This is a genomic window from Pseudomonas sp. Irchel 3F6 (genome assembly GCF_900187595.1).
Lineage (GTDB): Bacteria > Pseudomonadota > Gammaproteobacteria > Pseudomonadales > Pseudomonadaceae > Aquipseudomonas > Aquipseudomonas siliginis.
The window spans coordinates 609,712-632,443 of record NZ_FYDP01000003.1 but is presented as its reverse complement, the minus strand read 5'-3'; the positions used below and the strand labels follow the sequence as shown (position 1 = coordinate 632,443).

At 61.2% G+C, this 22,732-nt stretch carries 20 protein-coding genes; all 20 read left to right on the top strand.

Annotated features, from left to right (window positions below; translation table 11 throughout):
- Window positions 1-320: 320 nt before the first annotated feature.
- Window positions 321-1,673, top strand: coding sequence for a TolC family outer membrane protein (locus CKW30_RS14430; RefSeq protein WP_095181152.1), 1,353 nt, complete (start codon window positions 321-323; stop codon window positions 1,671-1,673).
- Between the two features lie 33 nt (window positions 1,674-1,706).
- Complete coding sequence (locus tag CKW30_RS14425; RefSeq protein WP_051600365.1) at window positions 1,707-3,863, top strand: type I secretion system permease/ATPase; 2,157 nt, start codon at window positions 1,707-1,709, stop codon at window positions 3,861-3,863.
- On the top strand, window positions 3,853-5,220 hold the full coding sequence (locus CKW30_RS14420; protein ID WP_024011116.1) for an HlyD family type I secretion periplasmic adaptor subunit: 1,368 nt from the start codon (window positions 3,853-3,855) through the stop codon (window positions 5,218-5,220). Before CKW30_RS14425 ends, CKW30_RS14420 begins: the two co-directional genes overlap by 11 nt.
- 333 nt (window positions 5,221-5,553) lie before the next feature.
- On the top strand, window positions 5,554-6,450 hold the full coding sequence (locus tag CKW30_RS14415) for a TauD/TfdA family dioxygenase (RefSeq protein ID WP_095181151.1): 897 nt from the start codon (window positions 5,554-5,556) through the stop codon (window positions 6,448-6,450).
- A 17-nt stretch (window positions 6,451-6,467) separates the two neighbouring features.
- On the top strand, window positions 6,468-7,328 hold the full coding sequence (locus CKW30_RS14410) for an ABC transporter ATP-binding protein (RefSeq protein ID WP_095181150.1): 861 nt from the start codon (window positions 6,468-6,470) through the stop codon (window positions 7,326-7,328).
- 20 nt (window positions 7,329-7,348) lie between these two features.
- Window positions 7,349-8,215, top strand: coding sequence for an ABC transporter permease (locus CKW30_RS14405; RefSeq protein ID WP_041477414.1), 867 nt, complete (start codon window positions 7,349-7,351; stop codon window positions 8,213-8,215).
- 174 nt (window positions 8,216-8,389) lie between these two features.
- Complete coding sequence (locus CKW30_RS14400) at window positions 8,390-9,307, top strand: LysR family transcriptional regulator (protein WP_016772273.1); 918 nt, start codon at window positions 8,390-8,392, stop codon at window positions 9,305-9,307.
- Between the two features lie 224 nt (window positions 9,308-9,531).
- A complete protein-coding gene (locus tag CKW30_RS14395) occupies window positions 9,532-11,070 on the top strand; it encodes an MFS transporter (protein ID WP_095181149.1) in 1,539 nt (512 codons plus the stop codon).
- Between the two features lie 27 nt (window positions 11,071-11,097).
- Window positions 11,098-12,165 (top strand): HlyD family secretion protein, encoded by a 1,068-nt coding sequence (locus CKW30_RS14390; RefSeq protein WP_095181148.1) that lies wholly within the window; start codon window positions 11,098-11,100, stop codon window positions 12,163-12,165.
- Window positions 12,162-13,757, top strand: a complete 1,596-nt coding sequence (locus CKW30_RS14385) for an efflux transporter outer membrane subunit (protein ID WP_177434213.1) — start codon at window positions 12,162-12,164, stop codon at window positions 13,755-13,757. Before CKW30_RS14390 ends, CKW30_RS14385 begins: the two co-directional genes overlap by 4 nt.
- 78 nt (window positions 13,758-13,835) lie before the next feature.
- Window positions 13,836-14,081: a DUF2789 domain-containing protein gene (locus CKW30_RS14380; protein ID WP_095181147.1), complete on the top strand. Its 246-nt coding sequence runs from the start codon at window positions 13,836-13,838 to the stop codon at window positions 14,079-14,081.
- Between the two features lie 89 nt (window positions 14,082-14,170).
- Window positions 14,171-14,416 carry a type II toxin-antitoxin system Phd/YefM family antitoxin gene (locus CKW30_RS14375; protein WP_041477418.1) on the top strand — a complete coding sequence of 82 codons (246 nt, stop codon included), beginning with the start codon at window positions 14,171-14,173 and terminating at the stop codon, window positions 14,414-14,416.
- Window positions 14,406-14,687: a type II toxin-antitoxin system RelE/ParE family toxin gene (locus CKW30_RS14370; protein WP_071174010.1), complete on the top strand. Its 282-nt coding sequence runs from the start codon at window positions 14,406-14,408 to the stop codon at window positions 14,685-14,687. The genes CKW30_RS14375 and CKW30_RS14370 overlap by 11 nt, the downstream gene beginning before the upstream one ends.
- Window positions 14,688-15,049: 362 nt before the next feature.
- Window positions 15,050-15,478, top strand: coding sequence for a MarR family winged helix-turn-helix transcriptional regulator (locus CKW30_RS14365; RefSeq protein ID WP_016772266.1), 429 nt, complete (start codon window positions 15,050-15,052; stop codon window positions 15,476-15,478).
- Entirely contained in the window at window positions 15,475-17,538 is a 2,064-nt protein-coding gene (locus tag CKW30_RS14360) for an FUSC family protein (RefSeq protein WP_095181146.1), read from the top strand. Before CKW30_RS14365 ends, CKW30_RS14360 begins: the two co-directional genes overlap by 4 nt.
- Window positions 17,535-17,744: a DUF1656 domain-containing protein gene (locus tag CKW30_RS14355; RefSeq protein WP_016772264.1), complete on the top strand. Its 210-nt coding sequence runs from the start codon at window positions 17,535-17,537 to the stop codon at window positions 17,742-17,744. Before CKW30_RS14360 ends, CKW30_RS14355 begins: the two co-directional genes overlap by 4 nt.
- Window positions 17,741-18,628: an HlyD family secretion protein gene (locus CKW30_RS14350; RefSeq protein WP_095181145.1), complete on the top strand. Its 888-nt coding sequence runs from the start codon at window positions 17,741-17,743 to the stop codon at window positions 18,626-18,628. Before CKW30_RS14355 ends, CKW30_RS14350 begins: the two co-directional genes overlap by 4 nt.
- Entirely contained in the window at window positions 18,625-20,067 is a 1,443-nt protein-coding gene (locus CKW30_RS14345; RefSeq protein WP_095181144.1) for an efflux transporter outer membrane subunit, read from the top strand. The genes CKW30_RS14350 and CKW30_RS14345 overlap by 4 nt, the downstream gene beginning before the upstream one ends.
- A gap of 93 nt (window positions 20,068-20,160) precedes the next feature.
- Window positions 20,161-20,796, top strand: coding sequence for a hypothetical protein (locus tag CKW30_RS14340; RefSeq protein WP_056786960.1), 636 nt, complete (start codon window positions 20,161-20,163; stop codon window positions 20,794-20,796).
- A gap of 249 nt (window positions 20,797-21,045) precedes the next feature.
- Window positions 21,046-22,551, top strand: coding sequence for a YdgA family protein (locus tag CKW30_RS14335; protein ID WP_016772258.1), 1,506 nt, complete (start codon window positions 21,046-21,048; stop codon window positions 22,549-22,551).
- Window positions 22,552-22,732: the final 181 nt, after the last annotated feature.

Genomic DNA, 22,732 nt, shown 5'->3' with positions numbered 1-22,732 from the left:
ACCTGACGGGCGTCGGCGCCACTTCAGTCTGGACGTACTTTCTATAAATGGATAACTTATTGACGCTGTATTTCCGTCAATAATCTGGCTATAAATTATCGCGATTAACTTTATGCCAAACTATTGACCTTCTGGGAGCCATCCTAAACAATCGCCCCACTAATGTCACATTGATATTTCCGCGGCGACCTGTCCTTCAGCCTGTCATCCAGTTCCTGTTTTGAACTTTCCGACATACGGTCTTTCGGGTTGCCATCATCCGACGCAGCACCACGTTTCTGCTGTGATTCAAGACAAGAAGTTCCGGGAAAATTCCAACCATGCGTTCGCTTTTGCTCCTTGCCGCTCCCTTCGCTCTCGCCGCCTCTTTTGTACAAGCACAATCCTTACCAGAAGCCATGCAACAGGCGCTGGATGTCCATCCGGAGATTCAGGCGGGGGTCAATAGTCGATTGGCGGCGGATTATCAGTTAAAGGCTGCGAAAGGGGGATACCTGCCCAAGGTCGATCTGCTGGGCGGTTATGGCCGTGAAGGCACTGACAGTGTGACCACGAGAGCGAACGGTGGAAGCAATCACTGGGAGACGTTGAACCGCAGCGAGTCAAGTTTACGTCTCTCGCAAATGGTTTTTGACGGTTTCGCGACGTCTAACGAAGTTGCGCGTCAACAAGCCAACGTCAGCTCCCGTGCTTACTCGCTGCTGGGTACTTCCGAGCGTACTGCACTGACCGTCGCCCAGGTGTATCTGGACGTGCTGACCCGTCGCGAATTCGTGCGTCTGGCCGAGGAGAACCTCAAGAGCCACCAGCGCATCTACGACCAGATCCAGTTGCGCACCCAGCGCGGCGTCGGCAGCGGTGCCGACCTTGATCAGGCCGAAGCGCGCATGGCCCAGGCCCGCAACAATCTGATCACCGAGCAGACCAACCTCGCCGATGCGGAAACCAACTTCCTCAGCGCCGTCGGTCAGATGCCCGATCAGCTCGAGCGCCCGGCGCCGTTCATGGCGATGATGCCGGCCAACCTCAATGAAGCCCGCGCGCAAATGCTGGAAAACAGCCCGATCCTGCGTTCCGCCGAGTCGGACATCGCCGCTGCCGAGAAGCAGTTCGCCACCGCCAAATCGACCTTCTACCCGCGTTTCGACGCCGAACTGGGCCGCTCCGCCGACAACGATCTCGATGGTCAGAACGGCCACAACAACGAATGGCAGGCCATGCTGCGCATGCGTTTTAACCTGTATTCCGGCGGCAGCAACAAGGCCGATCTGGAATCCAAGTCGTACCTGGCCAACCAGGCGCTGGACATCCGCAACAACGCCCTGCGTCAGTTGAATGAAGAGCTCGGCCTCGCCTGGAACGCGCTGAACAATGCCAACGCCCAAGTGCCGATCGCCCAGCAATACGTCGATCGCAGCACCTCGGTGCGTACCGCCTACCAGCGTCAATTCAGCCTCGGCGAACGCACCCTGCTGGATTTGCTCGACAGCGAAAACGAACTGTTTACCGCCTCGCGGCGTCTGGCGGAAATCAAGAACATTCAGTTATTTACTCAGTACCGAATCAAGGCGACCATGGGCCAATTGCTCAAAAGCCAGGGAGTGGTCGCGCCGTTGGCATCCGTTGTGCAGAACGACGTGAAGCCCAAGGTCCAGCTGCCTGGGATGAACTGAGTTATCCCTTCCAACTGTTAAAGAGTGTCGAGCGTGGAATCAGAAGTCAGTCGAGTTCAACTCAGCCATGATCCACGCGCGTTGCATGACGATCCGTTGCTGGATGGTCTGCTCGCCCTGTGCATGCTGCACCAGAAGCCTGCCAGCGCGGCGATGCTGACCACCGGCCTGCCGCTGCCCAAACAACGTTTGAGTGTCGAGTTGCTGCCGCGCGCAGCGGCTCGCGCCGGGCTGCAGGGGCGGGTGTTGCAGCGCAAACTCGAAGAAATTCCGGCGATCGCCATGCCCGCTCTGTTGCTGCTCAAGGATGGCCGCAGTGCCGTCCTGCTCGGCTGGCAGGGCGACAACGAAGCACGCGTGCTGCTGAGCGAAAGCGATGGCGGCGAATCGGTGGTCAGCCGCGAACTGCTGAGCGACGATTACACCGGCAAAGTGTTCTTCGCCCAGCCGCAGCACAAATTCGACGTCAACCACGGCACGCTGATCCCGCGTGCACGCTCGTGGTTTCGCGACACCCTCAAGCGTTCGCGCTGGCTGTATGCCGATGCGATCGCCGCCAGTTTCCTGATCAACATCATCGCCATGGCCGCACCGCTGTTCGTGATGAACGTCTACGACCGCGTAGTACCGAACCAGGCCGAAGCAACCCTGTGGGTGCTGGCGCTGGGCATCACCGGCGCTTACATCTTCGACTTGATCCTCAAGAGCCTGCGCAGCCTGTGCCTGGATCTGGCCGGGAAGAAAACCGACCTGATCATCTCCGCCACGCTGTTCGAGCGCATTGTCGGCATGGCGATGAAATACCGCCCGGCGCGGGTCGGCAGCTTTGCCCAGAACATCCATGAGTTTCAGAGCCTGCGCGACTTTCTCGCGTCGCTGACCCTGACCAGCCTGATCGACCTGCCGTTCACCATCCTGATTTTCATCGTCATCGCCATTCTCGGCGGGCATCTGGTGTGGATTCCGGTGCTGGCTTTCCCGATTGCCCTGCTGATCGGCTACGCCTTGCAGAAGCCGTTGATCGCGACCATGGAACGGACCATGGCGCTGGGCGCCGAGCGCCAGTCGAGCCTGATCGAAACCCTCGCCGGTCTGGACGCGGTCAAGGTCAACAACGCCGAAAGCGAGCGCCAGTATCAGTGGGAGCAGACCATCGGCACCCTCAGCCGCCTCGAGCTGCGAGTGAAAATGCTCTCCGGTCTGGCGATGAACATCACCTTGCTGATCCAGCAACTGGCCGGGGTGATCATGATCGTCTTCGGCGTGTACCAGATCATCGCCGGCAACCTGAGCATGGGCGGGCTGATTGCCTGCTACATGCTCAGTGGTCGTGCGCTGAGCCCGCTGGCGTCGCTGTCCGGCCTGCTCACGCGCTATCAACAGGCGCGGGTGACCATGACTTCGGTCGACCAGATGATGGAGCTGCCCCAGGAGCGCAATTTCGAAGAGCGTCCGCTAAGCCGCAAGGTTTTGCAGGGTGCGATCGAATGCCGTCAGCTCAGCTTCACCTATCCGGACCAGCAGAACCCGGCGCTGAAGAACATCAACCTGGTCATCCGTCCCGGCGAGAAGATCGGCATCATCGGCCGCAGCGGCTCGGGCAAGAGTTCGCTGGCGAAACTGCTGGTGGGCCTGTACCAACCGGACGACGGTGCCTTGCTGGTCGACGGCGTGGACATCCGCCAGATCGACGTCAGCGAACTGCGCTACAACATCGGCTACGTACCGCAGGACATCCAGCTGCTGTCCGGCACCCTGCGTGACAACCTGGTGTCCGGCGCGCGTTACGTCGAAGACGAGCTGGTGCTGCAAGCCGCCGAACTGGCCGGCGTCCACGAATTCGCCCGTCTGCACCCGCAAGGCTACGAGCTGCAAGTCGGCGAGCGTGGGCAAAACCTCTCCGGCGGCCAGCGGCAGAACGTCGCCCTGGCCCGGGCGCTGTTGCTCAATCCACCGATCTTGCTGATGGATGAGCCAACCAGTGCGATGGACAACACCGGCGAAGAACGCCTCAAGCAACGCCTCGCAGCAGTGATTGAAAACAAGACCGTGGTGCTGGTCACGCACCGGGCATCGCTGTTGTCGCTGGTCGATCGCCTGCTGGTGATCGATCGCGGGCAGATTCTCGCCGACGGCCCGAAAGCCGCCGTGATGGAAGCGTTGAAGAAGGGGCAGATCAGTGTTGCTTAAGTCCGGTGTCAAGGAGTCGATCCGTCGCTACTTCAAGGGCTCTGCCTCGCTGCAGGGTCAGCCGCTGCCGGAGGTCAACAAGGCGCTGATCGAAGACGCCCCGCGCGTCGTGCGCCTGACCATCTGGGCGATCATCGGCTTTTTCGTGTTCCTCATGCTCTGGGCCAACTTCGCCGTGATCGACGAGGTGACCAAGGGCGACGGCAAGGCGATTCCGTCGTCGAAGATTCAGAAAATCCAGAACCTGGAGGGCGGTATCGTCTCCGAGCTGTTCGTCAAGGAAGGCCAGATCGTCGAGGCCGGCGCGCCGCTGATTCGTCTCGACGACACACGTTTTGCCTCGAACGTCGGCGAAACCGAGGCCGATCGCCTGTCGATGCTGCTGCGGGTCGAGCGTCTGAGCGCGGAAGTCGATGATCGTCCGCTGAATTTCCCCGAGGACGTGCTCAAAGCCGTGCCGGGCCAGGCGAAAAGCGAAGAGTCGCTGTACATCAGCCGCCGTCAGCAGTTGCACGATGAAATCGGCGGCTTGCAGGAGCAGTTGATCCAGCGTCAGCAAGAGCTGCGTGAGTTCAGCTCCAAGCAGGCGCAGTACCGTCAGCAACTCGGTTTGCAGCGTCAGGAAATCAACATGTCCGAGCCGCTGGTGGCGCAGGGCGCGGTCTCGCCGGTGGAAGTGTTGCGCCTCAAGCGTGCCGAAGTGGAAACCCGTGGCCAGCTCGACGCGACCACGCTGGCCATCCCACGCGCCGAATCGGCGATCAAGGAAGTGCAGCGCAAGATCGACGAAACCCGCGGCAAATTCCGCAGCGAAGCGCTGACCCAACTCAACGAAGCGCGCACCGATCTGAACAAGGCCCAGGCCACCGGCAAGGCGCTGGAAGACCGCGTCAGCCGTACGCTGGTTACCTCACCCGTGCGGGGCATCGTCAACAAGTTGCTGGTCAACACTATCGGCGGTGTGATCCAGCCGGGCAGCGACATGGTCGAAATCGTGCCGCTGGACGACACCCTGCTGGTCGAAGCCAAGATCCGCCCGCAGGACATCGCGTTCCTGCATCCGGGTCAGGAAGCGATCGTCAAATTCACCGCCTATGACTACACGATTTACGGCGGCCTGAAGGCACAGCTGGAGCAGATCGGTGCGGATACCATCACCGACGAAGACAAGAAAACCACCTACTACGTGATCAAAGTGCGCACCGAGCGCAGCCACTTGGGCACGGATGAAAAGCCTTTGCTGATCATTCCCGGGATGGTCGCTTCGGTGGATATCATCACTGGCAAGAAGTCGGTGTTGAGCTATTTGCTCAAGCCGATCATTCGGGCGCGGGCTGAGGCGTTGCACGAGCGCTAGATCTTCGGCGCTGGTGACGGCCTATTCGCGAGCAGGCTCGCTCCCACAGGAGATTGCATTCCAACTGTGGGAGCGAGCCTGCTCGCGAAGGCGTCCTCCGAAGCGCTACATATCCGTCGGTAAGTGACACAAATGGTCACCCACCCCCTCACCATTCGCCATATCGTTATTCAATAACGGTATTTAATCTCCAGTTCTTATAGCTATAAAGTCACCCACCTGCGTACCTGCCGACCAATCGGCGCGCCGCACGACCTGAACCGACACGCAATCCAGCGTGAGTGTCTGATCGACGAGCGCGGCCATGAGCGCGCCGTGCGTGGGAGATGATTGATGTCCGCCGCTACTGCCACCGAAAGCGCCGCAACTGCCGCGCCGCAAATCTTCGAAATTCGCCCCTTCAGCGGTGCCGTCGGCGCCGAGATCGTTGGCCTCGACCTGCGCCGGCCGGTCAATGATCAGGACTTCGCGCGGATTCACCGCGCGCACCTGGATTTCCACGTCGTGGTCTTCCGCGATCAGCAGATTACCCCGCAACAGCAAATCGATTTCAGCCGCCGTTTCGGCGTGTTGCAGATCCATGTGCTCAAGCAGTTCCTGCTGGCCAATCACCCGGAAATCCTCATCGTTTCCAACATTATCGAGAACGGCCAGAACATCGGTCTCGGTGACGCCGGCAAGTTCTGGCATTCCGATCTCTCCTATAAAGAGCTGCCAAGTCTCGGCTCGATGCTGCACGCCCAAGAGCTGCCCGCCGAGGGCGGCGACACGCTGTTCGCCGACATGCACAAAGCCTGGGACGACTTGCCCGCTGCCTTGCGCACTGCGGTCGAAGGACGTTCCGCTGCGCATTCCTATACCGCGCGCTACAGCGAAACCAAGTTCGAAGGTAACTGGCGCCCGACCCTGACCCCGGAACAACTGGCCCAAGTCGCCGAAGTGGTGCACCCAGTGGTGCGCACCCATCCGGAAAACGGCCGCAAAGCCTTGTTCGTCAGCGAAGGCTTCACCACGCGCATCGTCGGTCTGCCGGAAGACGAAAGTCGTCAGCTGCTCGGCGAACTCTTCGCCCACAGCGTGCTGCCGCAAAACATCTACCGCCATCAGTGGGAGCCGCATGATCTGGTGTTCTGGGACAACCGCTCGCTGATCCATCTCGCCGCCGGCTGTCCTGCGCACCTGCGCCGCAAGCTGTATCGCACGACCATTCAGGGCGACGCGCCTTTCTGATTTGCCGGAGATCGATCATGAACGCCCCTTTGCCAGGCCGCGCGGTCAGCAACCCGATCGCCCACAGCGAAGCGTTGCTGGCCGTCGATCACGTCAGCCTCGAATACCGCACGCCGCAGCGAGTGGTGCGCGCTACCCATCAAGTCAGTTTCGCCGTCGACCCGGCTGATCGTTTCGTCCTGCTCGGCCCGTCCGGGTGCGGTAAATCGACCCTGCTCAAAGCGGTCGCCGGATTCATCCAGCCCTGCGAAGGCGAGATCCGCCTGCAAGGCCAGCGCGTCGATGCGCCGGGGCCGGACCGCATTGTGGTGTTTCAGGAATTCGACCAGTTGCCGCCGTGGAAAACCGTGAAGCAGAACGTGATGTTCCCGCTGCTGGCCTCGCGCACCTTGAACAAGAAAGACGCCGAAGAGCGTGCGCTGCACTACCTGGAAAAGGTCGGTCTGGCAGCGTTTGCCGACGCCTATCCACACACCTTGTCCGGCGGCATGAAGGCGCGGGTGGCGATCGCCCGGGCGTTGGCCATGCAACCAAAAATTCTTTTGATGGACGAACCCTTCGCTGCACTCGATGCGTTGACCCGCCGCAAGATGCAGGAGGAGTTGCTGCTCCTCTGGGAAGAGGTGCGCTTCACCTTGTTGTTCGTCACCCATTCGATTGAAGAAGCCCTGGTGGTGGGCAATCGCATCCTCTTGTTGTCGCCACATCCGGGCCGGGTGCGCGCCGAAGTGCACAGCCATCAATACGACCTGCACAGCCTCGGCGGCGTGGCGTTTCAGGCGTCGGCGCGGCGCATTCATCGTCTGCTGTTCGATGAGGGCCAGACGCCGGAGACCGAACGTGATCACGACTTCAACGACATTCGCATCGCCTATTGAGCGGCCAGGAGGACTACCCGATGAGCCATTCATCATCCGTGCGTGAAGAATTCGAAACCGTGCTCGAGCCGCTGACCGCAGTGCCGGTCGAGCGCGAGTTGCCGCTTGGCACGCGCCTGTGGCAACAGGGCTGGTTGCGCAAAAGCCTGATCCTGATTGTGCTGGCGATCATCTGGGAGGTGGTCGCGCGGATTCAGAACAATGACCTGATGCTGCCGAGTTTTCTGCAAACCGCGCAGGCCCTGTTCGACGGGCTGCTCAGTGGCGAGCTGCTGGCCAAGGTGTGGATCTCGCTGGTGGTGCTGATCAAAGGCTACCTGATCGGCATCGTCCTCGCGTTCGCCCTGACGACATTGGCGGTCTCGACCCAGTTGGGACGTGATCTGCTCAGCACCATGACCTCGATGTTCAACCCGTTGCCAGCGATTGCCCTGCTGCCGCTGGCGCTGCTCTGGTTCGGATTGGGGCAGAACAGTCTGATTTTCGTGCTGGTGCATTCAGTGTTGTGGGCGCTGGCGCTGAACACCTATGCCGGATTTCTCGGTGTGTCCGAGACGCTGCGCATGGCCGGGCGCAACTATGGCCTCAAGGGTTTGCGCCTTGTGTTGTTCATCCTGATCCCGGCGGCACTGCCGTCGATTCTCGCCGGTTTGAAGATTGGCTGGGCGTTTGCCTGGCGCACCTTGATCGCGGCCGAATTGGTGTTTGGCGCGACCAGCGGCAAGGGCGGGCTGGGCTGGTACATCTTCCAGAATCGCAATGAGCTGTACACCGACAAGGTGTTTGCCGGGTTGGCGGTGGTGATCCTGATTGGTCTGCTGGTGGAAAATCTGGTGTTTGCCACCCTTGAGCGCGTGACCGTCAAGCGCTGGGGTATGCAGCGCTGAGATCTTCGTTGGCTGGGCCGGCCTCTTCGCGAGCAGGCTCGCTCCCACATGAGAACGCATTCCAAGGTGGGAGCGAGCCTGCTCGCGAAGAGGCCAGCGCTGGCATCGTCACTCTTTAGGGATGTTTGCTAGCATTGCGCCCGGATCAATCCAGATCAGCCAAGAGTGCTCAGCATGCAACTCCCGGACATGAACCTTCTGGTCGCCCTCGATGCCTTGCTCGACGAGGGCAGTGTGGTCGGCGCGGCGCGGCGGATGAACCTCAGCCCGGCGGCCATGAGCCGCACGCTGACGCGGATTCGCGAAGCCATCGGCGATCCGATTCTGGTGCGCGCCGGGCGTGGCCTGGTGCCGACCCCCAAAGCCCTCGAACTGCGCGAACAGGTGCGCGACGTGGTCGAGCAGGCGGCGCTGCTGTTCCGCTCCGCCGACAGCGTCGAGCTGGGCACCTTGCGCCGGCGCTTCAGCATTCGCGCCAATGATTTCTTCGTCGGCGTTTACGGCGGCAAGCTGTTCGACACCCTCGACCAGCTCGCCCCGCATTGCGAATTGCGCTTCGTCCCGGAAGGCGATGGCGACGATGAGGCGCTGCGCGAAGGACGCATCGATCTGAGCGTCAGCAACACCCGTCCGCTCACGCCGGAGGTTAAGGTACAGAACCTGTTCTCCACGCATTTCGTCGGCTTGGTGCGCGAGAACCATCCTTTGCTCGACGGCGAAATCACGGCCGAGCGCTACGCCGGTTTTTCCCACATCAGCATGTCGCGGCGTGGCATCGCTCGCGGCCCGATCGACACGGCGTTGAATGCGTTGGGGCTGGAGCGCCGGGTGGCGGTGATCGCGCCGAGCTTCCACGCGGCGATGTTTGCCTTGCCCGACTCCGACCTGATCCTGCCGGTGCCCAAAGAAGCCCTGCTCAGCGTGCGGCGGCTGGGCCTGAAACTGCGTTCGTTCGACCTGCCGATTCCGCTGCCCATGCTCATGCTGACCCAGGCCTGGCACCCGCGCTTCGACAAGGACCCGGCCCACCGCTGGCTGCGTGAAACCCTCAAGACCTGCTGCGATGAAACATGGCTGGCGGCACAGCCGTAAATCATCAGGCACCATCGAATCCCTGTGGGAGCGAGCCTGCTCGCGAAGGCGTCGAGTCAGTCACCTCAATGGCGGCTGGTCCACCGCTTTCGCGAGCAGGCTCGCTCCCACATAGGCATTCACCGTTGTGTCTGATGCACTTATAACCTGCCAATAAGTCAATTTTCGTCAGCATCAAGCCCCACTAAAATGCTCCGGTATTTCACCCCCGGAGCTTTTCATTCATGACATTCCTGACGGTCTCGGCGCCTCTCGCCGCGACCAGCCCGGCGACGGCGGCTGCGCCACCGGTGTTCGGGGCGCGGATCATCATTGGTCTGGTCGGCGTGCTGTTGGCCGTGCTGGTCTCGGGCCTCAACGAGATGGTCACCAAAGTCGCACTCGCCGATATTCGCGGCGCGCTGCACATCGGCTACGACGAAGGCACCTGGCTGGTCGCCAGCTACACCGCCACGTCGGTCGCGGCCATGGCCTTTGCGCCGTGGTGCTCGGTGACCTTCTCGCTGCGTCGCTTCACCCTCTGCGTCATCGGTCTGTTTACCGTGCTCGGCGTGCTGTGCCCGTTCGCCCCGAACTACGAAAGTCTGCTGCTGATGCGCATCCTCCAAGGCCTCGCCGGCGGTGCATTGCCGCCGATGCTGATGACCGTTGCACTGCGCTTCCTCCCGGCGAACATCAAACTTTACGGACTGGCCGGCTACGCACTGACCGCGACTTTCGGCCCGGGACTCGGCACGCCGCTGGCCGGTCTGTGGACTGAATACGTCGGCTGGCAATGGACCTTCTGGCAGATCATCGTGCCGTGCCTGATCGCCATGGCCGCAGTGGCTTACGGATTGCCCCAGGATCCGCTGCGCTTGGAGCGTCTCAAGTCGTTCAACTGGAAAGGCCTGCTGCTGGGCTTTCCAGCGATCTGCATGCTGGTGATCGGTCTGTTGCAGGGCAATCGACTGGACTGGTTCGAGTCGAATCTGATCTGTGGATTACTCGGTGCCGGTTCGCTGCTGCTGGTGGCTTTTATGATCAATGAATGGTCGCAGCCGATTCCGTTTTTCAAGCTGCAGATGCTCGGCATCCGCAACCTGCTGTTCGCCCTGATCACCCTCGCCGGGGTGCTGATCGTGCTGCTGGCGGTGGTGCTGATTCCGTCGAGTTATCTGGCCCAGGTGCAGGGTTATCGTCCGGCGCAAACCGCGCCGATCATGCTCATTGCCGCGCTGCCGCAGTTGATCGCGCTGCCATTGGTGGCGGCGCTATGCAACTTGCGCTGGGTCGATTGCCGCTGGGTGCTTGGCATTGGTCTGAGCATGCTCGCGCTGTCCTGCCTCGGCGGTTCACACCTGACTTCGGCGTGGATTCGCGATGATTTCTACGTTCTGCAATGGCTGCAGATTTTCGGCCAGCCGATGGCGGTGTTGCCGCTGCTGATGTTGTCGACCGGCAGTATCACGCCGATGGAAGGGCCGTTCGCGTCGGCGTGGTTCAACACCGTCAAGGGCCTTGCCGCCGTGGTCGCCACCGGCGTCATCGAAGCGCTGACCACCGCGCGCCTGCATTTCCATTCGACCATGTTGGTCGACAGCCTGGGCAATTCGCCGCTGGCCGATCACAGCGATTCGGGCCTCGCTCACCGCGAGCACGAGCAGGCGGTGGTGCTGACTTCGTCCGATTTGTACCTGTGCATGGCTGGCGTCGCCGTGGCGTTGATCCTGCTGATTTTCTGGCTGCCGACGCGGATTTATCCGCCGCGCGCGCCGACCTGATCGCTGTACTGAAACTGAAGGTTTTTTATGACTCAATCCAAGCAAAAACTCGCGGTGGCCGTGGCTGCCGCGCTGGCGGTGGGCGTGCTGGTGTACCTGGCGATGCCCGGGCTGTTCGGCCAACGCACCGAGCAAACCACCAATGACGCCTTCGTCTCCGCCGACTACACGCTGGTGGTGCCGCGCGTGGCCGGGTTCATCAAGCAGGTGCTGGTCGAAGACAACCAGCAGGTCAAGGCCGGGCAATTGTTGGCGCTGATCGATGACCGTGATTTGCGCGCAGCGGCGGAAGCGGCGGACGCGCAAACCCTGGTCGCGCGGGCGCAGTTGCAGAACGCCAATGCGACCCTTGAGCGGCAGGCGTCGCTGATCGCTCAGGCGCAGGCCGCTGTGGTTTCGGCCAAAGCGCAAATGGCCTTTGCGCAGCAAGAACTGAACCGCTACAACCACCTCGCCGGAGTCGGTGCCGGCACCGTGCAGAACGCGCAACAGGCGCGCACACGCATTGATCAGGCTTCGGCGCGTCTCGACACCGCGACGGCGAAACTGGCGGCCGAACGCAAACAAGTCGAAATCCTCACTGCCCAGCGCAACGCCGCTGAAGGCAATCTGAAACACGCGCAGGCGGCGTTGGAAATCGCCAGTTTCAACCTCTCTTACACGCGCATTACCGCGCCGCAGGACGGCATGATCGGCGAGCGCGCGGTGCGCGTCGGCGCCTACGTCACCCCGGGCAGCAAACTGTTGGCGGTGGTGCCGTTGCAGCAGGCTTATGTGGTCGCCAATTTTCAGGAAACCCAGTTGACCGACGTGCAGCCGGGTCAGGATGTGCAAGTGCGGGTCGACAGCTTGGGTGGCGAAGCCCTGACCGGCCGCGTCGAGAGCATTGCGCCAGCGACCGGCGTGACCTTTGCTGCGGTGAAACCGGATAACGCCACCGGTAACTTCACCAAAGTGGTGCAGCGGATTCCGGTGAAGATCATGCTGGAACCGGGCCAGCCACTGGCCGAGCGCTTGCGGGTGGGGATGTCGGTCGAGGCGAGTATTGATACCGCCAGCTCGAAGGCGTCCGGGCGCGAGGTGACGCAGCGATGATCGGTGTTGAATCGGTTGGCCTCATCGCTGGCAAGCCAGCTCCCACAGGGGTCATTGGCAGGCTGAACCATTTTGCACAACCTGCACAATCCTTGTGGGAGCTGGCTTGCCAGCGATGGCGGCATAGGCAGCAGCTCACCCTGAGTGCCTTGCTTGCAGTCAGCCTCAGCGCTTGTACCGTCGGCCCGGACTTCCAGAAACCCGAAGCCACCCAACCTGCCGACTGGGCCAAACCGGCGCGGTCCGCCCCAAGCCAGGCCGTCAGCGAACCCTTGAACGAACGCTGGTGGGAAACCTTCCAGGACCCGCAGCTGTCCGCGCTCACCCAGCGCGCGCTGAACAGCAACCTCGACCTGCAACTGGCCAGCAGCCGCCTGCAACAAAGCCGCGCCGCGCGCCAGGTGATCACCGCCGAGCGTTATCCGAACAGCGCCGCCACCGGCAGCTATGGGCGCAAACGCAACAGTGGCAAAGGCTTGAACGATCCATCGGGAAATAACGGCGATGAGGCTTTCAACCTGTGGGATGCCGGCTTCTCGGCGTCATGGGAACTGGACTTCTGGGGCCGCGTGCGCCGTGAAACCGAAGCCGCTGATGCCAATCTCGAAGTGGCAGAAAACGACCGTCGTGACGTACTGCTGACCGTGCTCGCCGACACCGCGCAAAACTACATTCAGCTGCGCGGCGTGCAGAACACCCGCGCCGTCACCGAGCAGAACCTCGACGTCGCCCGCCACAGCCTGAAACTCTCGCAGCTACGGCTGGCCGATGGCGTGGCGACCGATCTGGACGTCGCCGAAGCCGCCGCGCAAGTCGCCGCCATCGAGGCACGGCTGCCGGCGCTCGAGCAGCGTCAGGCGCAACTGATCAACGCGATCAGTCTGTTGATGGGCGAGCCACCGCAAGCTCTCGCTCAAACGTTATCCACAGACGCGGCAGTGCCGCAGTCGCCACTGCAAGTCGCCATCGGCCTGCCGTCGCAATTGGCCGAACGCCGCCCCGATATCCGCCAGGCCGAAGCGCGTCTGCACGCCGCCACCGCCAACATCGGCGTGGCCAAGGGCGATTTCTATCCGCGCATCACCCTGTCCGGCAACCTCGGTTCCCAGGCCATGCAGCTGAGCGATTTCGGTTCATGGGGCTCGCGTGCCTTTGCCATCGGCCCGCAATTCAGCTTGCCGTTGTTCGACGGCGGTCGCCTTCGCGGCATGCTGCAACTGCGCGAAGCCCAGCAACAAGAAGCGGCCATCGCCTACCAGCAGACTGTGCTGCGTGCCTGGCATGAAATCGACGACCAGCTGACCGCCTACAACGCCAGCCAGCGCCGGCGCGACAGCCTCGCCGAAGCCGTGCGTCAGAACCAGATCGCCCTGCGCACCGCGCAACAGCAATACGTCGAAGGCGTGGTCGATTTCGTCAACGTCCTCACCGTGCAGAGCGCATTGCTCGCCACGCAGGAGCAATGGGTAGAAAGCTCGACCGGGGTGTCACTGGCGATGGTCGGTTTGTACAAGGCGCTTGGCGGTGGATGGCAGTCGGTCTATCCGGCAGCGCAACTGGCCGCAGGCTCACCTGACGTCGCCAGACCCTGAACCCGCAGCGCCAGCTATGATCAACTCCATTGCAGCAAACGGCGCAACGCCGGACCTGAATTGCAGAGGAGTTGCATCATGGAAAATCCGCAGCACAGCCTACCGGCCCTGTTCAAACAACTCGGCCTCGATGACGATCCGACCGGCATCGACAAATTCATCGCCAGCCATTCGCCGCTCAAACCGGAATTGCATCTGGCTGACGCGTTTTTCTGGACGGAAAGTCAGGCGCAGTTTCTGCGCGAGGAGATTCTGGATGATGCGGATTGGGCGGAGGTGGTGGATCAGTTGAATGTGATGTTGCGTAAGGGGCGGGTGGGGTGATCATCGCGAAGTTGTATCCTCGTTGAACGCCACAGTTGTCCACATGGCATAAATAGACCAAAATCACGTCCTAATTTGAGGTTCTTATTATGCAAAGCGTTCTCGCCGATATGGCTGTCAGTGTCTCTGAACTGAAGAAAAATCCTACTGCCGTGTTGAACGGTGCACATGGGGGGGCCGTCGCTGTCCTCAACCACAATCGCGTCATGGGCTATATGGTGCCGGCCGAAGTTTATGAAGCAATGATGGAGCGGCTTGATGATCTTGAGCTGGCTGACATTGTTCGTTCCCGCCTCCACGAAACGCCCATTTCGGTAAGCCTGGATGACTTATAAGCTTGAGTTTCTGCCGTCTGCGCACAAAGAGTGGAACAAGCTGGGTCATACGTTGCGGGAGCAGTTCAAAAAGAAGCTGGGTGAGAGGCTGAAGCTTCCCAGAATCCCGGCTGACGCCCTCCACAGCATGCCCGACTGCTACAAAATCAAACTCAAAGCCTCGGGATATCGATTGGTTTACCAAGTCATCGACGAACGAGTCGTGGTTTCCGTGCTAGCGGTTGGCAAGCGCGAACGCAGCAGCGTTTACGATGCTGCCAGGAACCGTTGAACGAGCCCCCGCTTTATTCAAGTGGCCGATGTTTGTCGATGAGATTCTTGAGTGACCGGACTGGGCCACCAAAGTGCGGGATCAGTTGATGTATCGTCTGGCATGAGGCGCAGCATGTAAAAAAATTGCGCGAAAAGGCTCAGATGTAAAAAAAACCTCCTTACTGTAAAAAAAATTTCGTTTTGTCCGTCGCATTAGATTTTTTCTTCGAAAAATTACAAATCCAACTCGTGGTACGCCTCGGCCAAGCGAAGGGAGATTTGTTTCAAAACTTGACTGAAATTCCCCTCCAATGCGATATTGATAGTTAGCAAACTAACAGTGTCCGTTATCCCGTGTCCGATTCCCTCGACAGTCTCCAGATGAACATCAGCAGCGCCATGGTGGTGGCCGCCCGGCATTGGCGGAAGATCTGCCAGACCACGCTGGTCAACTATGGAATTTCCGAAGCCTGCGCCGTGCCCTTGTTGATGATCGGGCGTTTGGGCGAGGGCGTGCGTCAGGTGCAAGTCGCCCAGGCTGCGGGGATGGAGAGTCCTTCGCTGGTGCGTTTGCTCGATCAGCTGTGCCACGCCGGTTACGTCTGTCGCACCGAAGATGCCCAGGATCGCCGGGCCAAGTGCCTGAGCCTGACCGATACCGGTCGCGAGCTGGTGCAGGCGGTGGAGGCTGAGCTGGTGCGCTTGCGTCATGAGGTGCTGGAAGGCATCGAGCGCAGTGATCTGGAAGCTACGCTTCGGGTACTCAGGGCTTTTGAGGCGGCGAGTTCGCCTGTGGTGGTCAATTCTTGAAAGGTTTTTTCACTGGCATGCCGCCGGCCCGTGACTGGTTTTACGGGGTCCGTACCTTTGCCGCGTCGATGATTGCGCTGTACATCGCCTTGCTCATGCAAATGCCGCGTCCGTATTGGGCGATGGCCACGGTGTATATCGTCTCCAGCCCGTTTCTCGGCCCGACCAGCTCCAAAGCGCTGTACCGCGCGGCCGGTACATTTCTCGGCGCAGCGGCGGCGGTGCTGTTCGTGCCGATGTTCGTGCAGAGCCCGTATGTGCTCGTGGTGGTGATCGCGTTGTGGACCGGCATTCTGCTGTTCATGTCCCTGCATCTGCGCACCGCCAACAGTTATGCGCTGATGCTGGCCGGTTACACCTTGCCGCTGATTGCCCTGCCGGTGGTCGATAATCCGCTGGCGGTGTGGGACGTGGCCGAGGCGCGTACCGAAGAGATTTTCCTTGGCATCGCCGTCGCTGCGGTGGTCGGTGCGATGTTCTGGCCGCGACGCCTGGCGCCGGTGTTCAATGATGCCGTGAGCAAATGGTTCGCCGATGCGACGAGCTACAGCCTGAAGTTTCTCAGCCGCGATGTGCAGCCGGAAGAGGTCACCGCGCTGCGCATGGCCATGGTCGCCAATTTCAACAGCCTCGAGTTGATGATCGGCCAGTTGCCCCACGAAGGCGCGCGGCCACAAACCGTGCGTAACACCAAGGAACTGCGCGGCCGGATGATTCACCTGTTGCCAGTGATCGATGCCCTAGAGGATTCGCTGTACGCCCTCGAACGCCGCACCCCGGAACTGGTGGAGAAATTCCAGCCATTGCTGACTGCGACCCGGGAATGGCTGGACCACGCAGACGCCAATCTCGAGCGCTGGCAAGCACTGAGAGATCAACTCGACGCGTTGCAACCGAGCGCCGAAGCGCTGGAGGAGCGCAAACAGTTGCTGTTCTCCAATGCGATTTACCGCCTCGGTGAATTCATCGATCTGTGGCAGGACTGCCGCAGCCTGCAGGATGCGATTCTTTGCGAGCGCCAGGACAGCTGGCGCGCGGTGTACCGGCACTGGCGCCTGGGCCGGTTGACGCCGTTCATCGATCGCGGGCTGATGCTCTACTCGGTGACCTCGACCATTCTGGCGATCATCGTTGCTTCGGTGCTGTGGATCCTGCTCGGCTGGCCGGACGGTGGCAGCGCGGTGATTCTGGCGGCGGTGGCGTGCAGCTTCTTTGCCTCGATGGACGACCCGGCGCCGCAGATTTACCGGTTCTTTTTCTGGACCGGGATGTCGGTGCTGTTCGCCAGTCTTTACCTGTTTCTGATTCTACCCAACCTGCACGATTTCCCGATGCTGGTGCTGGCGTTTGCCGTGCCGTTCATTTGCATCGGTACGCTGACCGTGCAGCCGCGTTTCTACCTCGGCATGCTGCTGACGCTGGTCAATACCTCGTCGTTCATCAGTATTCAGGGTGCCTACGACGCGGACTTTTTCGCCTTCGCCAACTCCAATCTGGCTGGACCGCTGGGGCTGTTGTTCGCCTTCATCTGGACGCTGGTAGCGCGGCCATTCGGTGCCGAACTGGCGGCCAAGCGTCTGACCCGATTCAGCTGGAAAGACATCGTCAGCATGACCGAACCGGCCAGCCTCGCCGAGCATCGGCAGTTGGGCGTGCAGTTGCTCGATCGGCTGATGCAGCACCTGCCGCGTCTGGCCCTGACCGGTCAGGACACCGGCATCGCGATGCGTGAAGTGCGTGTCGGTCTGAACATGCTCGATCTGCTTGCCTACACCCCGCGCGTCACCGGCGTGCCAAATGCCCTGCTGCGACAAGTGGTGGGCGAGGTTGGCGAATATTTCCGTGCCTGCCTCAAAGCCGACGAACGCCTGCCGGCGCCAAGCGGTCTGCTGATGACCCTCGATCGCACGCGCCGAGCGCTGAACGGCCAGGGTGACGATGAAACCCGTCTGCACCTGTTGCACGCCTTGAGCGGTCTGCGTCTGGCCTTGCTGCCCGGCGTCGAGTTCGTCTCCAGCGCCGAGCCCGAAGAACCGCTGCCCGATGGAGCGCCCCTATGATCGGTGATCTGGATATCAGCGGCATCTTCCTGCCGACCCTGCTGGTGCTGATGGGCATCACTTACGTGCTGTTTTTGTTGGTGCATGGCGTGCTGCAACGCCTGCACTTTTACCGTCTGGTCTGGCACCGGGCATTGTTCAACGTGGCGCTCTATGCCGTGCTGCTGTACGGCGTGGACTCACTCAGTCGATACCTGATGACATGAAAAAACCGTTTCTGACCATCGGTCGCGTGGTTCTGACCCTGCTGATCGTGACTTTTGCCGTTGTCCTCGTCTGGCGCATGGTGATGTATTACATGTTCGCGCCGTGGACCCGCGACGGCCACATTCGTGCCGACATCATCCAGATCGCTCCGGACGTGTCCGGGCTGATCCAGCAGGTCGAGGTAAAGGACAACCAGTTGATCAAGCGCGGTCAGGTGCTGTTCAGCATCGACCAGGATCGCTTCAAACTGGCCCTGCGCCAGGCCAAGGCCGCCGTTGCCGATCGCGAAGAAACCCTCGCCCAGGCGCAGCGTGAAGCCAAGCGTAACCGTGGCCTCGGCAACCTGGTGCCGGCCGAACAACTGGAAGAAAGCCAGTCGCGCGTCGCCCGTGCGCAGTCGGCATTGGCCGAAGCCTTGGTGGCGGTCGACAGTGCGCAGCTCAACCTCGATCGCTCGGTGATCCGTAGCCCGGTCGATGGTTACGTCAACGACCGCGCGCCGCGTCCGCAGGAATTCGTCACCGCCGGGCGCCCGGTGTTGTCGGTGGTCGACAGCAATTCATTCCACATCGACGGCTATTTTGAAGAAACCAAACTCGACGGCATCCACGTCGGGCAATCGGTGGATATCCGCGTGATCGGCGACCGCGCGCGGTTGCGCGGGCATGTCGAAAGCATCGTCGCCGGCATCGAAGACCGCGACCGCACCAGCGGCAGCAACCTGCTGCCCAACGTCAACCCGGCGTTCAGTTGGGTGCGCCTGGCGCAGCGGATTCCGGTGCGCATCGCATTCGATGATGTACCGGCCGACTTCCGCTTGATTGCCGGGCGTACCGCCACTGTGTCGATCATCGACGATCAGCATGAGGAGCCGCAGCCATGAGCAGGGCCTGGTTGATCGCCGGGTTGGGCATGATGCTCTCGGCCTGTCAGATGGTCGGCCCGGATTATCAGGTGCCCGCCGACGCGGCGGTGCAGCGCAAGGATATTCAGGGTGAGCTGGCAGTCGCCGGCAAACCGGTGGTCTCGGCGCCGGTGCCGGCGGACTGGTGGCGGCTGTATAAAGACCCGCGCCTCGATCAACTGGTACAGCAGGCCATGACTTCCAACACCGATTTGCGTGTAGCGGCGGCGAACCTGTCGCGGGCGCGCGCTCAGGTGGATGAAGCCGAGGCCGCTGGCGGCTGGAGCGGCGGGGTGAAAATGGGTGCGCAACGTCTGCAGGAATCCGGTCAGGCGTTCCTGCTGCCGGAGAAAGTCCCGGTGGCCAACATCGCCGATATCGGTATCAGCGCTTCGTACCAATTCGACCTGTGGGGCACCTTGCAGCGCGGTATCGAAGCGGCCAAAGCCAATGCCGATGCGACTCAGGCCGCAGCCGACACTGCGCGTATCACCTTGGTGGCGGACGTGGTTCGCGCCTATACGCAAGTCTGCGCAGCCAACGAAGAGAGGGAAATCGCCGAGCATTCTCTCGACCTGCAATCGCAGAGCACCACGCTGATCCAGCGTCTGCGCGATGCCGGGCGTGGCGACGAGACCCAGGTCACCCGTTCGCAGACCCAATTCAAATCCCTGCGCGCCGACTTGCCGCGCTATGAAGCAGCGCGTCAGGCCGGGCTGTTCCGTCTGTCGATGCTGCTGGCCAAACCGGTCGAGCAGTTGCCGGCAGGTACCGCCAGTTGCGCCGAGTTGCCGAAGATCGCGCAACTGGTGCCGGTCGGTGACGGCGCTGCGCTGCTCAAGCGCCGTCCCGACATTCGTCAGGCTGAACGGCGCCTCGCGGCGGCAACCGCCGGCATCGGCATCGCCACCGGTGAGCTGTACCCGGACATCAGCATCGGCGCGACCATCGGCACCGTCGGCATCATTGATGACCTTGGCGACCCGTCGACCAACCGCTGGGGCTTCGGCCCGTCGCTGAGCTGGAAAGTACCGACCAACGGCGCCCGCGCGCGCATCCGTGAAGCCGAGGCCAACACTCAAGGCGCGCTGGCGCATTTCGACGGCGTGGTGCTCAACGCCATCCGCGAGACCCAGACCGGTCTGGCCCAGTACAGCGCGCTGCTGCAACGCCGCGATGCGCTGGCCGAAGCCGAGCAGTCGGCCAAGCTCGCCGCCGAGCAGACGCACCGCTTCTTCCAGGCCGGCCGCGAGTCGTTCCTTGCCGACCTGCAAGCGACCCGCACCTACACCGATGTCACCGCGCAACTGGCCGCCGCCAACACCCAGGTCGCAATGAGCCAGATCGATTTGTTCCTCGCCCTGGGCGGTGGCTGGGAAAGCGGACGAACGAACACCTCGAGCGCCAGCAAACCCTGAGGCCGTTGCTATGCTTTGAAGTGTTGGAGGGGCGCCCCATGCCAAGCGCTCCTGCAATGCACATTGCTCGTGCTGGCCCAGGGGAAACCAATAATGAAAAACCCTTACGCTCTCGGCTTCTGGTGCGCTCTGGTGGCGCTGGTGCTGCTCTCGGCCACGTATTTCTACGGGATCATGCTGGCCCACCAGATCGACACGGCAATGGTTTTCCTCGACAGCGCCGTTGCGTTGATCGCGGTGATGGCGATCGTCGTCGTCGCGTGGACCTCGATTCAGCTGCAACGGGTCAAGAAGCGCCAGCTCGAGCGCGGCAAGATGCTCGTGCTGATCTGGGACACCAAAGTCGCCCTGCGCCGGGTTGAAACCGTGTTCGACCGCTACTTCTGGGGCAGTTACTGGCAGCCCGGGCGAACCTTCGCCGAGGTCATGGGCGAGCTCACCGGCACGCCGCTGGAAAAAAGCCTCGAAGGGCTGAAGAAGCAATGCCTGGAACTCGACAAGCAGATCGCCGATGACGGCTGGCACTGGCTGAACAACGCCCGCGAGCTGTCCGACGTCGCCACGGCCATGGCTCGTGAACGCTATCAGCTGGATTTCTGCGATGTGCGGGCGGATACCACCGGCGGAGCGGTGATCGATCGCGACTTTGAAGTGCTGGTGTATACCTGGACCGCGCGGCTGAAGAGCTTTGATCATCAGTTGGATGAAATCGAGGTTCAATATTCCTGAAATCAAAAGATCGCAGCCTTCGGCAGCTCCTACAGGACAATCGGATTGCAAATGTAGGAGCTGCCGAAGGCTGCGATCTTTTTGCTCTCCCAAGTGTCCATAGACACTCTTTAACCTTTAAACATTGGGCCGTCGCCCGCGCCCGGTGCTAATCTCCACCGCTTAATTGCGCACAGTCGAGCCGCGACCCGATCCCGGGTTCAAGGAAGACGACTTCATCCACAGCCACGGAAACCGATCAGGTCATTCATGAATAAATCAGCAGGCGTGCTTCTCGGAATTGTTGTTGCCATTGGCGCGATCAGCGCAGGCGGGGCCTGGTACACCGGGACCAAGATCGAAGGCGTACTGAACAACGCCGTGACCAACGCCAACAAAGAGCTGCAGACCGCCATGGCCGGCTCCAACGGCACCGCGTCGCTGGAACTGGTATCGCTGGAGCGCCACACCTTCACCAGCACCGCGCACTATCGTCTCAAGGGCGAGGGCGAGATGTTCGGCGATGCGCCGGTCGAGCTGCTGTTCGTCGACCACATCGAACACGGCCCGCTGCCGTTCTCGCGCCTGGTTTCGCTGAAGTGGCTGCCGGTCATGGCCACCAGCAACTACGAGCTGGAAAAGAGCCCGTCCACGGAAAAATGGTTCGCCGCCACCAACGGCGCCGCGCCGCTCAAGGGCGTGACCAACATCGGCTACGACGAATCGACCACCAGCACTCTGAATCTGGTGCCGTTCGAAACCGCGCTGGATGAGCAGTCGAGCCTGAAGTTTTCCGGTCTGAGCATGGACATCGCCGCCAGCGCCCAGGCGCAGAAGGTCAAGGCCGACGGCTACATGGACAACCTGAAACTGGTCACCGTTTCGGAAGACCAGGCGCCGGTGCAGGTCGAGCTCAACGGTCTGACCCTGGCCAGCAACCTCGCCAAGAGCAGCTACGGCTACTACACCGGGGAAAACACCCTGGAAGTGACCAGCAGCAAAACCACCTTCGGTGCCAAGCCGATGGTGCTGGGCGTGAAGAACTTCGAAATGAAGAACCGCACCGAAGAAAGCGGCAGCAACGCCTCGGGGCGTGCCGACTACAAAATCGGCGAAGTGACGCTCAACGACAAGAAAGTCGGTTCGGCGGCCATGGCCATGAGCCTGAAGAACCTCGACATTCCGTCGACCATGTCGCTGATGCAGATCTATCAGACCAAATTGCAGCCATACGAAAAAGCTGCCGCCGAGGCCGCCGCGCAGGGTTTGCCGGCACCGGAGCTGAATCTGACCGAAGCGGAAAATGCCCAGGTCAAAGCCGATCTGCAAAAGTTGCTGGCGGCCGGCCCGCAACTGGCGCTGGAGAACCTGTCGTTCAACACCGCCAACGGTGAAAGCCGCGCCAATCTGGTGATCGACCTGACCAAGCCGCAATCGATGGATCTGCCGCCGGATCAACTCGGCAAGCAACTGATCGCGCTGCTCGACCTGAACATTCAGGTATCCAAGCCGATGCTGGTCGATCTGCTCAGCGTGCAGGCGCAACTCGATGGCCAGACTGACGCCAAAGCCATCGTCGATCAGTCCAAGGAAGCGGCGGACATGTTCGCCGGCATGGCGGTCGGCTCGCAACTGGCTGTCGCCGACGGCACCAACGTGGTGACAAAACTGCATTACGCGGCCAATCAGGTCGAATTCAACGGCCAGAAGATGACCGTCGAGCAGTTCATCGGTTTCCTCATGAGCAAGTTTGCCGGCGTCACCCAAGAGCAATAAACCCAACCGCGCCCCCCCAGACGCCCGGCCCCTGTGTGAACAGGCGCCGGGCGTTTTGCTGTACGGATTTTGTACAGGTGGACCGATTCTGAACAAATATTGCGTTGTGAAAATTCGCTCTCGCTTGCGTGCAGACTGCCTCACCAAGCTTGGCCGAAGGCTGTTTTTGTCGGCCACCGTT

Bases quoted from the DNA above. Each gene is read 5' to 3' on its own strand.
- CKW30_RS14430 (WP_095181152.1), top strand. From the start codon at position 321: ATGCGTTCGCTTTTGCTCCTTGCCGCTCCCTTCGCTCTCGCCGCCTCT.
- CKW30_RS14415 (WP_095181151.1), top strand. From the start codon at position 5,554: ATGTCCGCCGCTACTGCCACCGAAAGCGCCGCAACTGCCGCGCCGCAA.
- CKW30_RS14410 (WP_095181150.1), top strand. From the start codon at position 6,468: ATGAACGCCCCTTTGCCAGGCCGCGCGGTCAGCAACCCGATCGCCCAC.
- CKW30_RS14405 (WP_041477414.1), top strand. From the start codon at position 7,349: ATGAGCCATTCATCATCCGTGCGTGAAGAATTCGAAACCGTGCTCGAG.
- CKW30_RS14400 (WP_016772273.1), top strand. From the start codon at position 8,390: ATGCAACTCCCGGACATGAACCTTCTGGTCGCCCTCGATGCCTTGCTC.
- CKW30_RS14395 (WP_095181149.1), top strand. From the start codon at position 9,532: ATGACATTCCTGACGGTCTCGGCGCCTCTCGCCGCGACCAGCCCGGCG.
- CKW30_RS14390 (WP_095181148.1), top strand. From the start codon at position 11,098: ATGACTCAATCCAAGCAAAAACTCGCGGTGGCCGTGGCTGCCGCGCTG.
- CKW30_RS14385 (WP_177434213.1), top strand. From the start codon at position 12,162: ATGATCGGTGTTGAATCGGTTGGCCTCATCGCTGGCAAGCCAGCTCCC.
- CKW30_RS14380 (WP_095181147.1), top strand. From the start codon at position 13,836: ATGGAAAATCCGCAGCACAGCCTACCGGCCCTGTTCAAACAACTCGGC.
- CKW30_RS14375 (WP_041477418.1), top strand. From the start codon at position 14,171: ATGCAAAGCGTTCTCGCCGATATGGCTGTCAGTGTCTCTGAACTGAAG.
- CKW30_RS14370 (WP_071174010.1), top strand. From the start codon at position 14,406: ATGACTTATAAGCTTGAGTTTCTGCCGTCTGCGCACAAAGAGTGGAAC.
- CKW30_RS14365 (WP_016772266.1), top strand. From the start codon at position 15,050: ATGAACATCAGCAGCGCCATGGTGGTGGCCGCCCGGCATTGGCGGAAG.
- CKW30_RS14355 (WP_016772264.1), top strand. From the start codon at position 17,535: ATGATCGGTGATCTGGATATCAGCGGCATCTTCCTGCCGACCCTGCTG.
- CKW30_RS14350 (WP_095181145.1), top strand. From the start codon at position 17,741: ATGAAAAAACCGTTTCTGACCATCGGTCGCGTGGTTCTGACCCTGCTG.
- CKW30_RS14345 (WP_095181144.1), top strand. From the start codon at position 18,625: ATGAGCAGGGCCTGGTTGATCGCCGGGTTGGGCATGATGCTCTCGGCC.
- CKW30_RS14340 (WP_056786960.1), top strand. From the start codon at position 20,161: ATGAAAAACCCTTACGCTCTCGGCTTCTGGTGCGCTCTGGTGGCGCTG.
- CKW30_RS14335 (WP_016772258.1), top strand. From the start codon at position 21,046: ATGAATAAATCAGCAGGCGTGCTTCTCGGAATTGTTGTTGCCATTGGC.